Genomic DNA, 14,162 nt, shown 5'->3' on the forward strand with positions numbered 1-14,162 from the left:
TCATCAAATTCCGATGAGTGTTCTAAGACGTGCCCCGTTCAAAGTCAATGTCTTAACTTAATGACATTGGCCAAATGACTGCTTCTTGCTTATTTCAGATATTGCACGGTGATGTCGCTGGCGTTGATCAGGAGCATCTGGTAATTTTCGTATCTGGCAATTTGCTGGGCACTAAGGCGGAGATATTGCTCGGTTTGCTTAAAGTCAAAGTAGCTTGCCTCACCCTGGTCAACCTTTTTAGCAAAGGCGTGCAGCTGCTTGGCAATTTCTGATTCCGGCTTGTTCCATTCATTAACGATCTGCTTAAAGGCTGCCGGTGCCCGCTTGACTTCTTTCTGAAATTCTTCGTTGACATAAAGCAGACGGAAATGGCTGCCATCGTCCAAGACCAGGCAGGTCGGCTTGTCGCTGACCAAGTCCACCAGGCCAACTTGCTGGTAGAACTTGCTCTGCTGCCAGTTCTCAATTTCGATCCCCTTTTCAGCCACCAGCTGGGCAAACTCGCCGGCTGGCAAGGGCTTACTGTAGTAAAAGCCCTGGATCCGCTCGCAGCCAATCGACTGCAAGAAGTCCAACTGCTGCTTAGTTTCAACCCCTTCAGCCAAAGTATGGATCCCCAGGTCCTTGGCCATCTTCACGCAGGCGGTTAAGATCTTCTTTGAAGCTTCGTCAAAGTCCTTCATAAAGATCATATCCAGCTTGATCTCATCGAATTCAAAATTCTTGAGATAGTTTAGGGAAGAATAGCCGCTGCCAAAGTCGTCCATCCAGACTTCATAACCGGCCTGGCGGAAGTTGTGAATGGCCCGCTTCAAGCCGGCAACATCCTTAGATAAGGCACTTTCGGTGATTTCCACGTGGACCAGGGACTGGCGCAAGCCATTTTTCCGCATGGCCTGGTTTAATTCGGTCAAAGGATCCATCATCTGGAAGTCTGCCCGGGACAAGTTGATGGAAACTGGCACGATCTTTTTTCCCTTGTCGATATGCTCGCGCAGGCCCTGGGTAACTTCCTGGATGACGTAACGGTCAACCTTGTAGGACAAGTTCATCTCTTCAAAGAGGGGAATAAAGTCGCCCGGTGACAAGAAGCCCTTGACCGGATCAATCCAGCGGATCAAGGCTTCCGCCCCGCAGAGGCGGCCGGTCAAAGTCCGGATGACTGGTTGATAGTAAACCTGCAGGTAGTGCTTTTCAATAGCTTCATCCAGGTGGTCGATCAAGTACTGCTTTAATTCTTCCTTTTCCTGCATGGCCGAAGTGTATAAACACCAGCTCTGCTCAGGCTGCTTCTTTGCTTGGTCGCAGGCCAGCTTGGCCCGGTCACAGGCTAAAGAAGGACTGACTTTTTCATCATACTGGTAGACCCCGACCCGCACCCGGAGCTGGCTGGCTAAAGGCAGGCGCTTTAAGCGGGTGTGCAGGCGGATGATCCGCAGCTCCCAGTCACCTGGTTCTGGATCATAAACATAGAAATTGTCCGCGTTAAAGCGGGCTAATAAAGCATTAGGGTAGAGCTCTTTTAAGAGCTCAGCGATTTCGATTAAGCAGTGGTCACCCTGGTCTAAGCCATGACGCATGTTGTAAAACTTGAAGTTCTCCACGTTCATGACCAAGAGCTGGCCGCCAGTTTGCCATTTCTGCCCGACTTCCAAAAGAAAGTTGTGCATGTTGAGCAGGCCGGTCAAAGAGTCATAACGGGAAACCCGCTTGTCAGTCACGTCTTTGACGACGATGATGGCGCTCTCTGGTACCCGGCGGATGCCGGAATGCCCCTCAATTACTTCAAATTCCAGGAGCCGCTGCTGGTCTCCAACCCGGACATGGGCCGTAATGAAGAAGCTGGTCTGCTGAGCCAATTGCCTGCGCAGGTTCTCGCGGCTTAAAGCATTTACGAACCGCTGCTGGCTGTTGGGCAAGACCAGTTCGCTGGCAAAATAGTGCAAGAGCTGGTCATAGTTTTCCCTATTCTCGAAAATCGGTTGCCAATCCAATGGTGCCTTGAAGACAGTCGCCTGGTTTTTGGCCAAGTCGACGAAAAATTCAGAACAATTGTCCCGGCTGTAGATCATCTGGAATTCCCGGTAGGCTTCCAGCCGTTTGCCCCGCTCCCGGCGCTCTTTAGAAACAGTCGCTGCCTTTCTGACTAAAATGATGATCTGCTCAACTTCACCAGCAAAGTCATAGCGGTTGGGAAAAAAGGTCAAGTGCAGCTTGTCTGGCCGCTGGAAGGCATGGCAGCTGCTTTCTGCCACTTCCCCCTGCAGGGCCTTTTGGTAAGCCGCGACTACCTCGTCTTGGTCAAGGTAGGCCACAAAATTCTGGCAAAAGTCCTCGGTCGACTTGGCCCGGTAGTAATTGCTTAGGCCCAAGCTGGTCCGGAGGTCTTTGGAGAAGACAACGGCCTTAACCTTGGGGTAGATCCAGATCATGGACATGCCGCTAGGACCAGCATACATAATCCGGGCCAGGGAACTGATCTGGTCACCGCTGATCAAGGGCCAAAAAAGGCTGCCCAAAGAAGTTAAGGTCTCTTTTTCATCCTCACTCCAGCCCTCTGCTTGCTGTTCCTTTTGAAAACTGACAAAGCCCTGGCAAACTTCCCCGCTGAAGTAGCTGAAGACCAGGTTGCCCTCTGCCATGGCATATTTTGGACCGAAGCAATCCCCTTTTAAGACTACCGGATTTTCTGCTTGCAGCAGGCGGTAAGTCTCTTCTCTTTCGGAACCTTCAGCGATCAAGAGATTGTGGTGCATGGCGGAAAAGCTGCTGCCGTGAGAACAATATTGATATAAAAACTGGCTGCCGCCCGCGGTATTTTCGCAAACATAGACCATGGACAAGCCTAGTTCGTCCTTGACGAGATCAAGCAAAGCAATCACTTGGTCTGGCTCTGGGCGGCCATCTTTTAAAATCGTGCTTTGAAATTGCTGAAAAGCAAGCTGAATTTTCTGCCTAATCATGTTTGTTTCCTTCGCCTGGACATCATAAGTCTTTTGTTATTCTTTCTCAACTATTTAATTGTAGCGACTTTGTTTATAAATGTCTCGGTTTTTAGCTGATTTTTCTGAAAAAATTTGTCCAGACCGCCTAAAAAAGCCTTCCAAAAACGAATTTTGGAAAGCTTTTCTTGTGAATTATAAAGTTACTTGCTCATTTTCCTTAACCCGGGCCCAGTTGTGGGGATCCTGCAGGGTCGTGTCCAGCTTGCCCAGCATGTGGTCCAGCTTGTGGTATTCGGTATCCCTTTCTTCATCGGTCGTCTTGGCCAGTTCTGCCTTCAGTTCAGCCGCAAAGATGGTTTCTTCGGCGTTGGTCCAGAAGTAGTCTTCATACTGGATCCCGCTGAAGTGCCAAGGCTTAAAGAAGAGATTGTAGTGGATAAGGCCAGGGTTAGCCAGGGCCTCAGTGTTTTCGTTGGGCATGGCGTCCCAGCGGCCGTCCAGGTACTTGATCCGGCCGGAGCAGATTTCATTTAGGTAGTCCTGATCCGGAGCGATGCAGTCAAAATGGTAGCGGCCCAAGAGGCTGAAGAACTTGTCAACGAAGTTTTCCTCTCTGAAGGCCTTGGCGTTCATCACCAGCATCCCTGAATTGATGTATTCCTTCGGATCCAGAGTCAAGACTTCCTTGATATAGCGGAGCATCTTTTCCACGAACTGGATGGAAGAGTCGGTGCAGGCACCCAGGAGGTTATTGCCTAAGTCATGGTCATAAAGCTTGGCGATGTCGTCATTTAAGACCGTGTCACTGTCGATGTAGACTACCTTGTCGTATTCCGGGAAAAGGTCCGGGATAAAGAGGCGGTAGAAAATGGACATGGCAAAGAAGTCCCCCCGCAGGTAGTTCTCCTTCCGGTCCTGGATTGGCTTGAGGAGTTCGTCGGACATCTCGTAAAACTTAATGTGGACATTGTCTCTGTTGTAAGCAGCCAGGGCCTTTTCATGCTCTTGGCTTAAGCCCTGGTGCAAAAAGGTTACCGTGTAGTCACGCTTTGGGTCGGCATGCTTGACTAAAGAGTGCAGTGAGACAGCCGCGTATGGGGTGAAGTCGTCACTGATTGAATAAAATACTGGAACTGTCATTAATATTTTTCCTTTCCATCTATCCTCAATTCATATACTACATTGTAGTTCTTACCAGCATTTTAGCAAGGGAAAAGATGCAAATTGTATGAAATATTACATTCGTTTTCTCTATGAGAAAAGGTAGTGGAGGGCCTGGCGGACGCTGGAAACCGGGATTACTTCAATCCCCAAATCCTGCAAGGCCGGGCTCATATTATATTTAGGAATAAAAATCCGCTTGAAGCCAACCTTGCCGGCTTCCTTGACCCGGGCCTGGATCTGGTTGACCCGGCGAACTTCCCCGGTCAGGCCGATTTCCCCGACAAAGCAGTCGGTCGCGGAGATTTCCTTGTCATAATAACTGGAGGCAATGGCCATGGCGATGGCCAGGTCAATGGCCGGTTCGTTTAAGCGGATGCCGCCAGTGGCTGATAAATAGGCGTCCTGGTTCTGCAGCATCAGGTTCCCTCTTTTTTCCAAAACGGCTAAAAGCAGGGAGACCCGGTTGTAGTCAAGCCCCGAAGTAGTCCGCTTGGCATAGCCAAAGGCAGTTGGGGTGACCAGGGCCTGGATTTCGCCTAAGATCGGCCGGGTTCCTTCTAAAGAAACGACCACGGCTGACCCAGTTGAGTCGGGCAGGCGTTCATCTAAGAAAACCGCGGAAGGGTTGGTCACTTCCGCCAGGCCTTCGGTCTTCATTTCAAACATGCCGATTTCGTTGGCCGCCCCAAAACGGTTCTTGACTGAGTGCAAGATCCGGTAGGCATGGTGCTCGTCGCCTTCAAAGTAAAGGACGGTGTCAACCATGTGCTCCAGGATTTTCGGCCCGGCAATGGATCCTTCCTTGGTCACGTGGCCGATGACAAAGACAGTGACTTGGTCCAGCTTGGCGATCTTCATCAGTTCGGCAGTAACTTCCCGGACCTGAGAAGCTGAGCCCACCATGGAGTCCAGGCTGGGTTCATTCATGGTCTGGATGGAGTCGATCACGACAAAGTCTGGCTTAACGTCATCGATCTGGTCGCGGATGTGTTCCATGTTGCTTTCCGGGTATAAAAGCATGGGGCTTTGGCCCAGGCCGAGCCGGTCAGCCCGCAGCTTGATCTGGCTGGCAGATTCTTCCCCGGAGACGTAGAGGACCTTGTATTTTTCGGCCAGTTCGCTCATGATCTGCAGCATCAAGGTGGACTTGCCGATGCCGGGGTCCCCGCCAATCAAGACCAAAGAGCCGGGTACGATCCCGCCGCCTAAGACCCGGTTAAGTTCAGAGGACTTGGTTAAGACCCGTTCTTCTTTTTCCGCCTTGACGGTGGACATTTTAACGGCTTCTTTAGCACCCACGCTGGCCATTAAGCGACTGGGGGTCGCTTTAGTAGAAGTCTGGCGGACCTCCTGGCTTTCTTTTTCAAACTGGTTCCAGGCCCCGCAGTTGGGGCACCGGCCCAGGTAAGAAGCGGAGATGTAGCCGCAAGACCGGCACTTGTACTGAGTTCTAGCTCTGGCCATTACTTGCCGCCCTTCTTGCCAGTTGAGCCAAAGCCGCTTAAGCGCTGGCTTTCAATTGGCTGATCGTCATCAGTTTTGAGGTACTTAATGAAGATACCCTGGGCGATCCGTTCACCCTTTTTGATCTTGAGGGGACGGACGCCGTAGTTCAAGACTTGGACGAAGATCTCCCCTTCATTGTTGGGGTTGTTGTAGTAGTCGCTGTCGATGACGCCAATCCCATTTGGCAAGGACAGGTTGCGCTTGAAGGTGTTGGAAGACCGGTTGGCCAGGATTAAGACCTCATCTTCTGGCATGTAGGCCTTGATGCCGGTTGGGACCAAGATTGGCTTCAAGACTTCTTCTGCCTGCAAAAGGTCGCTTTCAATCAAATCGTGGCCGTTTCTGATCAAGCGGAAGATCCTGACGAAGTTCAGGCTCCAGATGCTGGGGATGGTGATGTCGCGGGCCGCTTCGATGTCGTAGCCGGCGCTGGCCAAAGTCTGCCGGCGGGGCAGGGTCAAGCCTTGTCCTTCATACTTCTTAACTACTTCAAAGCCTCTTACTCTGTTCATTGTTTTTGCTCCTTTAATTATCTAGACATCTATTCTACACTAGTTAAGACGGCAATGGAAAAGACAAGAAGGGCAAATTATTTGCCGCTCTGAAAGGAAAAATTATGCCAGACGAAAGAGAAAAAGTCATTGAAATCAAGGCTGACGGCCAGTTAATTGCCAAAAGTTCCCTCCTCTTGATTGAGAGAAAGAGCGGACCAGTTTGGGCCATGAACCAGCTTTTTATCGCGCCGGGGGCACCAGAAAGCGTCCTGGACCAGGTGATGGAGCAAGTTAAGGCAATCTCACAGGAGACAGGCTTAAAAGTTTGGCCTTTAGACCCAAATGTGATCGCGTATTTCCAAAAGCATGGGGAATTAACGAACATTTGGGCCGAAAAGCCCGCAAATTAAGCCCTTTGATAGACGGCCCTGTTTTTATGGGCTAAAATAGTGCTTAGATGGATTTTTTAAAGAAAAAAGAGAAACAGGAGGCAATAGGATGTCAAAAGAAATCAGCTTTGACACGATCGAAAACTTCACCAGCAACTTGAGCAAGCACCCAGCTTACAGAGTAGCGGCCAATGCTGCCCAAACCAACGGGATTTTCAAGGCTAGCCAGAGCACCCAAAGCAAGGTTGACCTGGACCCGACCTTCTCAGTAGAAATTGATACTGGGTCAGTTACCAACCAAAAGCAGTCAGGCCGCTGCTGGATGTTCAGTGCTTTGAACACCATGCGTCACTCAATCCAAAAGGAATTCAAGCTGAAGGGCTTTGAATTGTCACAGAGCTACACCTTCTTCTGGGACAAGTTTGAAAAGTCCAACTTCTTCTTTGAAAACGTGATCAGCTCAGCTGACAAGCCACTGGGCAACCGGAAGGTCTCCTTCCTCTTTGCCACTCCGCAATCAGACGGCGGGCAATGGGACATGCTCTGCGGCTTGATTGAAAAGTACGGGATCGTGCCGAAGAAGGTTTACCCAGAAACTGCTAACTCCGAAAACTCCCGCGCTTTGGACGACACTTTGAACACCATGCTCCGCAAGGGCGGCTTGGAACTGCGGGCTTTGGTCAATGAAGGCAAGAGCGAAGAAGAAGTTCAAGCGCACAAGGCTGAACTTTTGGACGCTATCTTCCGCATGCTGGCTACTTCCTTGGGCTTGCCACCAAAGAGCTTCAACTTTGAATACACTGATGACGAAGGCAACTACCACATTGACAAGGACATCACCCCACAAGCCTTCTTCAAGAAATACGTTGGCTGGGACCTGGAAAACTACATCTCAGTTATCAACGGGCCTACTGCTGACAAGCCATACAACAAGGTCTTCTCAGTTGAATACCTGGGCAACGTGGTTGGCGGCCGGCAAGTCCGCCACCTCAACTTGGAACTGACTAAGTTCAAGGAACTGATTGTCAACCAATTAAAGCAAGGCGAAGTTGTTTGGTTTGGTTCAGACGTTTCCAAGGGGGGCGACCGTGAAGCCGGCCTTTTGGACACTAAGATCTACCAAAGAGACCAACTGTTTGACTACGACTTCTCAATGAGCAAGGCTGACCGCCTGGACTCCGGCGAAAGCATGATGAACCACGCCATGGTTATCACTGCCGTTGACCTGGTTGACGACACGCCAACTAAGTGGAAGATCGAAAACTCATGGGGTGACAAGCCAGGCTTCAAGGGCTACTTCGTCATGAGCGACGAATGGTTCGACCAATTCGTTTACCAGGCTGTTTTGAACAAGGCCTTCCTGCCAGAAGACGTTAAGAAGGCTTACGACGAAGGCAAGGAAAACCCAATCGAACTTCTGCCGTGGGACCCAATGGGCGCTTTGGCTTTCGACTTCTAAGAGACTTAGCAGCCATTCCCTTAACTGATAGTTAAGGCGCAACTAAATATCAAGATAAGCTCCAGAGGCAATTTGCTTCTGGAGCTTTTTTATCCCAAATCAACTCTTTTTCTTTTTGTTGCTTGTAATTCTTATAATTACATGTATACTGTTTTTTAGAAAAAGAAGCGCAAGTGAGGTGAAAAGATGTTTAAGCAGCCTTTAGCAGATTTGATGCGGCCGCGAAATTTGGACCAGATGGCGGGACAAAAGCAGCTGCTGGCGCCGGGCATGCCCTTGCGACAGATCATTGACCGGGCGATTCCAATGAGTCTGATTCTCTGGGGCCCGCCAGGCAGCGGCAAGTCCACTTTAGCCAGTGTCATGGCCAAGAGTCTGGACTTGCCCTTTGAGGCTTTCAACGCGTCGATTCAGAACAAGAATCAGCTGCAGGCGTTGATTCAAAAGCACCCGGATGAGAGCTTCGTCCTTTTGCTGGATGAGATCCACCGCTTGACCAAACCGCTGCAGGACTACCTCCTCCCCTATCTGGAAAACGGGCATGTGCTGCTAGTCGGGGCAACGACGGAAAATCCGGTGATGAGCATCGTGCCGGCGATCCGGTCCCGCTGCCAGATTTTTGAATTCAGCCCGCTGGCAGCTGAAGACATTGAGCCGGTATTAAAAAGAGCAGCCAAAGAATACCTGGGCTTTGAACTGGGTGATTCGGAAGCGCATGCTATTGCCAATTCGGCCAACGGGGATGCCCGGGTAGCTTTAAACATTCTGGACACCCTGCACGCCATGCATCCGGAAAAAATCACTTTGGAAAACGTGGCGGCTTTCGCCAAGAGCCAGCATTTTGCCTATGACAAGGACGCGACCCAGCACTACGACTATCTGTCCGCCTTCCAGGATTCAATTGAAGGTTCAGATACTGACGCGGCCTTGTATTATCTGGCAGTCCTGCTGGAAAGCGGCGATTTGGAGTCCGTAGCCAGACGGCTTAAAGACGCGGCGGTTTTAACGGTGGGCCTGGCGTCACCGGAGACGGTCACCCAGGTAATCACTTTGGCCAACACGGCCAGGGAGATCGGGCTACCGCGGGCGACGTCGGCTTTGGCCATGGCAACCATGCTGCTCTGCATTTGTCCGCGGTCGGATTCCGTCCGCTGGACTTATGCCCGGGCTAAAATGGACGCGCAGAATCCGAATGCCCACCCCATGCCCGCCTACTTAAGAGATGATCACTACAAGGGAGCAGGCAAGCTTAGGGGGGCAGGAATCAAGCTGGACGCCTTCAGCCAGCCCCATCAGCTGGCCAAGCAGGCTTATCTGCCAGAAGATTTGGTGGGCCACCACTACTTTTTCCCACGGAACACCGCCAATGAGGAAAGGCTCTACCGGCAGTACCAGGCCTTGTTTGAATACATCTATGAAGAAAAGTTCGCGGCCAAAGACCCGCTGAAGGAGAATGGAAAATGGACTTGATATGGACAGACCGGGCCTGGAGTGAGTACTTAACCTGGTATGCAAAAGGCGAAAACAAGATCGTCAAGCGGATCAATAAATTGATTGAAGATATTAAGCGGCACCCGTATACGGGGATTGGCCGGCCGGAAGGGATGCAAAAGGATTCACAGCACCGCTGGGCCCGCCGGGTCACCCACTCTGACCGCCTGGTCTACTGCATTGAAGATCATCGGCTGGTGATTTACGCCTGCATGACCCATTACGAAGGTTTTAAAAACGACAAATAGAACAGCAAAGAAAAAGTACTGACCCTCACATAAATGAGAATCAGTACTTTTTGCGTTATGTGGAAAAAAGTTTAGCGATCTTAGTGAGAAGCCCCGCTGACCGTGTCAACCGCAAGTTCACTCTTGGCACTGTCTGCTGCGATCCGGCCAAAAGTAAAGACGTCAGCTAAGGCGTTGCCGCCCAGGCGGTTGCCCGCGTGAACCCCGCCGGCATTTTCACCAGCACAGTAAAGGCCCGCGATCTTTTCCCCTGCTTCATTTAAGACATGGGCAGCCGCGTCAATCTTCAAGCCGCCCATGGTGTGGTGCATGGCTGGCTGGCGCGGAGTAGCGTAGAATGGGCCATTTTCAACCCGGTGGTCAAAGACGCTCTTGTGGAATTCCGGGTCATCCCCCTGGTCAACGTATTGGTTGTACTTCTTGATGCTTGCCAGTAAGTGGTCTGGGTCAACCTTGATCTGCTCTGCCAACTCTTCCAGAGTGTCAGCCTTGTAGAGCTGGCCGCTGGCGATTTCCTGCTTGATTTTATTTTCATCAGTGTTGTAGGCAGAATTCTTGATCGTTTCATCAGCAATCAAGTAGAAGAGGCCGCCATTAGCGATCGCTGCCTTGGCCAAAGTGTCCCGGCCTGCGTATTCGTTGACGAAGCGGTCACCCTTTTGGTTGACCATGACAAAGTCAGCTGGCGGAACTTGCAGGCCGGTATTGTATTCACCGGTCTTCGGGTCAGCAACTGGCATCATCTGGGTAAAGCCCATGCCAACTAAGGCAGCCCCTGCTTGAAGGCCCAAGTTGATCCCGTCACCAGTAATGTATGGGGCGTTAGTCGTCTTCATGTTGTCTGGAATATCATCCCAGTAAGTGTTGTACTTTTGCAGCATCTTGGTGTTGGCGCTGTAGCCGCCTGCCGTCAAAATTACAGCCTTGGCATGTACAGTCAGCTTGTCAGTCTTCACGCCCACTACCCGGCCATCTTCAAGCAAAAGGTCCGTTACCTTGGCATCGGTAAAAGTCTGGCCGCCATGTTCATCGTAGTACTGCTTCAAAGCCTTGATATAGCCAAAGCCATCGCTTTCTACCGGCTTGTGGGCCCGGCGCCAAAGGGCACCAACCGGCATGGTTACGGCTGACATATTGAAATCAACGCCAACCGAAGCCAGCCACTTAACTGATTCCAGGGCATGGTCAGTCAAAGTCTTGGCCAAAGAGTAGTCGCTGTAAATTTCATTGCCCTTCAGGTCAACCCGCTTGCCGCCCAAGTAAGTTTGCAGGCGGTGGAAGAGAACGGAGTCAAAGAGGTAGTCTTTCCCGCTGTCCAGGTAGTCCTTGATCTGCTTTTGCATTTCCTTGAAGTCTTCCCGGTATTCCGGTGCGATTTCATCTTCCTTGACTTCCATCATTTGCTCCAGGGTGACGTTTTCTCCTGGCAGGGCTGGAAACTTGTTTTGCCATTCCGGGTCAGCCGCGTTCAAAAAGCCGCCTGACCGCATAGTGTTGCCGCCAACAGTTGGCGCCTTTTCAAGCAGGGCAACCTTTAAGCCGTTTTGCAAAGAGCGGACAGCAGCGGTAAAGCCGGCCCCGCCGGCACCAACAACCGCCACGTCAACCGTGACTTCCCCGCTTTCGCTTTCTGCTTCTTGGTACTTTGGCCGCTGCTTGAATTCTTCAGCATCCCCGCCAGCCATTTCAATCGCCTGGCCGACCCCGTCCAGGATCCCCCGGCTAGTCAGGGAAGCCCCGGAGACTACGTCAACATTTAAAGTTTGCCCCTTAACAATTGCTTCTGGGATCCGCTTTAAAGCCGCGTCTGAGATGCCAGCCGTTTCCCCTTCAGCAACCTTGACGTCTTCGATCCGGTCCCCATCAACCGTCACCGTCAGCTTAAACTTGCCATTATGCCCTTGCGCGTCAACCGTGTATTTTCCAGCCTTCATTTTCTTGCTTCTTTCTATTGCATTTTAATAATTTTTTTCTCAACCGTGATCGTAGCACTTGAAAAAAACGCTTGCAACGGTAAATTGTGATTTTTTTCATTAGTTAAAAAGAAAGCTGTCTTTTCATGATTTTTGAAAGCCGCACAGGAAGATTGTCTATTTCTTCTGCGAAAATTTCATAACCATTTTCCAATTGACAATCCCCACCCTAGCTGTTAAATTATAATTATAAAATTCTTAATGTTATTTTAATGTATCGACCCACTAAAATCGTGTAACAGAGGAGATCAACATGGGGAAAAAGCTACCGCTTGCCACAGCTTTAGCGGCTGGGCTCCTGCTCAGTGCCTGCGGCAAATCATCTACCACATCCACGGCCAAAACCACGCTCAACTTGATGGAGAGCGACACGATCGCGACTTTTGACCAGTCCGCCAGCACCACGGTGCCGATCTGGGACGTCTTAAACCAGATGGACGACGGCCTCTTCCGCTCAGACAAGAACAACAATCCTGTTCCAGCCCTGGCCAAAAAGACAGTCAAGTCCAATGGCGGCAAGCGCTACACCTTCTACCTCAAGACCGCCAAATGGTCCAACGGCGATGACGTGACCGCTGAAGACTTCGTCACCGCCTGGAGAAAAGGCGTGGCTCCAACTGCCCTGTCCGGCTACAGCTACATCTACCAGGGCATCAAGAATGCCACCGCCATCCAAAATGGCAAAAAGAAGCCCGAAACTTTAGGCGTCAAAGCCGCAGGCAAGCATAAACTGGTCGTTGACCTGGAATACCCGATCCCAACCTTCACCAAGAAGCTGACCATGACCAGCTTTTTGCCGCAAAACACCAAACTGGTCAAGAAATATGGCAAAAAGTACGGAACCAGCATGAAGACCTTCGCCTCAAACGGTGCCTTCAAACTTGGCAGCTGGAAGGCCGGCACAAACACCTGGACTTTGGTCAAGAACCCTAACTACTACGCTAAATCTGAAGTTAAATTATCTAAGATCAAGTACCAAGTCGTTAAAGAAGCCAACACCGCCCACCAGCTCTTCCAGCAGGGCAGCCTGGATGACGCCTTAATCAGCGGCACAACTGCTCAAGGCCTGCAAAATGACAAGCACTTAAAGCAAGTCGACCGATCCGGCAACTACTTCATCCGCACCAACCAAGCTAAAGGCCGGGCTTTAAGCAATGACAAACTCCGCCAGGCCCTCTACTTAGTCATCAACAGAAAGCAACTGGCTGAAAAAGTCATGGCCAACGGCTCTAAGCCTTCCTACACTTACTCTTCACCAGGCGCTGCCAAATACCCTGGCACCAATAAGGACTTCGCTACTGTTGCTAAGCCAAAGGAAACCTACAACGTTGCCAAGGCGAAAAAGCTCTGGAAGGAAGGCTTGAAAGAACTGGGCAAGTCCAGCGTAAGCTTGACTTTGGTCGGCTACGACACTTCTACTGATAAGAACCAGGCCGAATTTTTGCAATCACAAATCGAAAGCAAGCTCTCCGGCGTCAAAGTTGAAGTCAAGTCCCTGCCATTCTTATCTGCCTACAACCTGGCCGTTAAAGGCGAATTTGACCTCCAACTGAGCTACTGGCTCAACGACTACGCTGACCCAATGAGCGAACTGGAAACCCAGGAGCTGAACAACTCCCACAACTTCGGCAAGTACACCAGCAAGAACTTCAATAAGCAGCTTAGCCTGGCCAAGTCCAAGAACGCTACTTCCCAAAAGGCCTACTTCAAGAACCTCTTGAACGCCCAAAAGCAGCTGAGCAAGGATAACCCAGTCATCCCGCTCTGCACCGAAGTTGAAGACCACCTGGTCAACTCCAACCTGCGCGGAGTCCTCTGGAACACTACTGGCACGGCTGACTACACCCGGGCCTACTTCAAGTAAGGGGGCAATATGGCTCAAGCAATTTTTTACCTAAAAAACGGGGCCAAGATCGTCTTAGACCTTCTGCCAGACGTTGCCCCGAATACCTGCGCCAGCTTCGTCTGGGCCGTCAAACACCATATCTATGATGACCATGCGATCCAGCGGATCGTGCCCGGCAAATGGGTTGATTTAAGCTACAATGCCTTTGGCAAAAAAGAGGCCAAGTACCTCCTGCCCAATGAATTTGACCTGCATCCCGATCTAACGCCAGTTCCCGTCACTGCCGGAACTGCCTGCATGGGCGGCTACGACGAATTGGGCCTGGCCGGCTGCGAAGTCTTCTTTCCCTTGACCGACCAGCCCCAACTGACCGGGACCTACCCTGTATTTGCCAAGGTCGTCTCCGGCTTTGATGAAATCGAGCGCCTGGGCCAGGTCCAAACCCGGCCCGTGACTGACTTTCCTTATGAAGGAGTCGAGGTCAACGAACCCGTTATTCCACAAGTTATCGACAAGGTTACCTTGGAACCGGCAGATTTCACCCTGCCTGACCCCGTCCGCATGACCCACGGTCATCTCCCCTTGACCTGGCAATAATTTTACCCATGAAAAAAGCTTTTCCCCGCAATTCTGAGGAAAAGCTTTTT

The 14,162-nt window shown here is 50.9% G+C and carries 11 protein-coding genes; 6 read left to right on the plus strand and 5 right to left on the minus strand.

Annotation, left to right across the window (positions count from 1 at the left end):
* Positions 1-89: 89 nt before the first annotated feature.
* From ACLUXO_RS08225 to ACLUXO_RS08240, 4 genes are all read right to left on the minus strand, one after another.
* Complete coding sequence (locus ACLUXO_RS08225) at positions 90-2,963, minus strand: putative bifunctional diguanylate cyclase/phosphodiesterase (protein WP_412137137.1); 2,874 nt, start codon at positions 2,961-2,963, stop codon at positions 90-92.
* A 174-nt stretch (positions 2,964-3,137) separates the two neighbouring features.
* The gene (locus ACLUXO_RS08230; protein WP_412137138.1) at positions 3,138-4,085 is read right to left on the minus strand and encodes a glycosyltransferase family 8 protein; all 948 of its coding nucleotides are present in this window, start codon (positions 4,083-4,085) and stop codon (positions 3,138-3,140) included.
* Between the two features lie 111 nt (positions 4,086-4,196).
* On the minus strand, positions 4,197-5,573 hold the full coding sequence (gene radA, locus ACLUXO_RS08235) for a DNA repair protein RadA (protein ID WP_003618262.1): 1,377 nt from the start codon (positions 5,571-5,573) through the stop codon (positions 4,197-4,199).
* Positions 5,573-6,127, minus strand: coding sequence for a dCTP deaminase/dUTPase family protein (locus tag ACLUXO_RS08240; protein ID WP_412137139.1), 555 nt, complete (start codon positions 6,125-6,127; stop codon positions 5,573-5,575). Before ACLUXO_RS08240 ends, radA begins: the two co-directional genes overlap by 1 nt.
* A gap of 104 nt (positions 6,128-6,231) precedes the next feature.
* On the opposite strand from ACLUXO_RS08240, the gene ACLUXO_RS08245 reads away from it, so the two are divergent.
* The 4 genes from ACLUXO_RS08245 (at position 6,232) to ACLUXO_RS08260 (ending at position 9,696) form a co-directional block, all read left to right on the plus strand.
* Positions 6,232-6,519 (plus strand): hypothetical protein, encoded by a 288-nt coding sequence (locus tag ACLUXO_RS08245; RefSeq protein ID WP_412137140.1) that lies wholly within the window; start codon positions 6,232-6,234, stop codon positions 6,517-6,519.
* 88 nt (positions 6,520-6,607) lie between these two features.
* Positions 6,608-7,957: an aminopeptidase C gene (pepC, locus tag ACLUXO_RS08250; protein ID WP_412137141.1), complete on the plus strand. Its 1,350-nt coding sequence runs from the start codon at positions 6,608-6,610 to the stop codon at positions 7,955-7,957.
* Between the two features lie 186 nt (positions 7,958-8,143).
* Positions 8,144-9,427: a replication-associated recombination protein A gene (locus ACLUXO_RS08255; protein ID WP_412137142.1), complete on the plus strand. Its 1,284-nt coding sequence runs from the start codon at positions 8,144-8,146 to the stop codon at positions 9,425-9,427.
* Positions 9,418-9,696 carry a Txe/YoeB family addiction module toxin gene (locus ACLUXO_RS08260; RefSeq protein ID WP_412137143.1) on the plus strand — a complete coding sequence of 93 codons (279 nt, stop codon included), beginning with the start codon at positions 9,418-9,420 and terminating at the stop codon, positions 9,694-9,696. The genes ACLUXO_RS08255 and ACLUXO_RS08260 overlap by 10 nt, the downstream gene beginning before the upstream one ends.
* A gap of 80 nt (positions 9,697-9,776) precedes the next feature.
* Here the strand turns inward: ACLUXO_RS08260 and ACLUXO_RS08265 are convergent, their stop codons facing one another.
* Complete coding sequence (locus ACLUXO_RS08265) at positions 9,777-11,630, minus strand: FAD-dependent oxidoreductase (RefSeq protein WP_412137144.1); 1,854 nt, start codon at positions 11,628-11,630, stop codon at positions 9,777-9,779.
* 292 nt (positions 11,631-11,922) lie between these two features.
* Here ACLUXO_RS08265 and ACLUXO_RS08270 point away from each other — a divergent pair, with 292 nt between their 5' ends.
* Together ACLUXO_RS08270 and ACLUXO_RS08275 are read left to right on the plus strand one after the other, a co-directional pair.
* On the plus strand, positions 11,923-13,533 hold the full coding sequence (locus ACLUXO_RS08270; protein ID WP_412137145.1) for a peptide ABC transporter substrate-binding protein: 1,611 nt from the start codon (positions 11,923-11,925) through the stop codon (positions 13,531-13,533).
* Positions 13,534-13,542: 9 nt separating this feature from the next.
* Positions 13,543-14,112, plus strand: a complete 570-nt coding sequence (locus ACLUXO_RS08275; RefSeq protein WP_412137146.1) for a peptidylprolyl isomerase — start codon at positions 13,543-13,545, stop codon at positions 14,110-14,112.
* Positions 14,113-14,162 lie beyond the last annotated feature (50 nt).

The organism is Lactobacillus delbrueckii subsp. bulgaricus (genome assembly GCF_046938665.1).
GTDB lineage: Bacteria > Bacillota > Bacilli > Lactobacillales > Lactobacillaceae > Lactobacillus > Lactobacillus delbrueckii_C.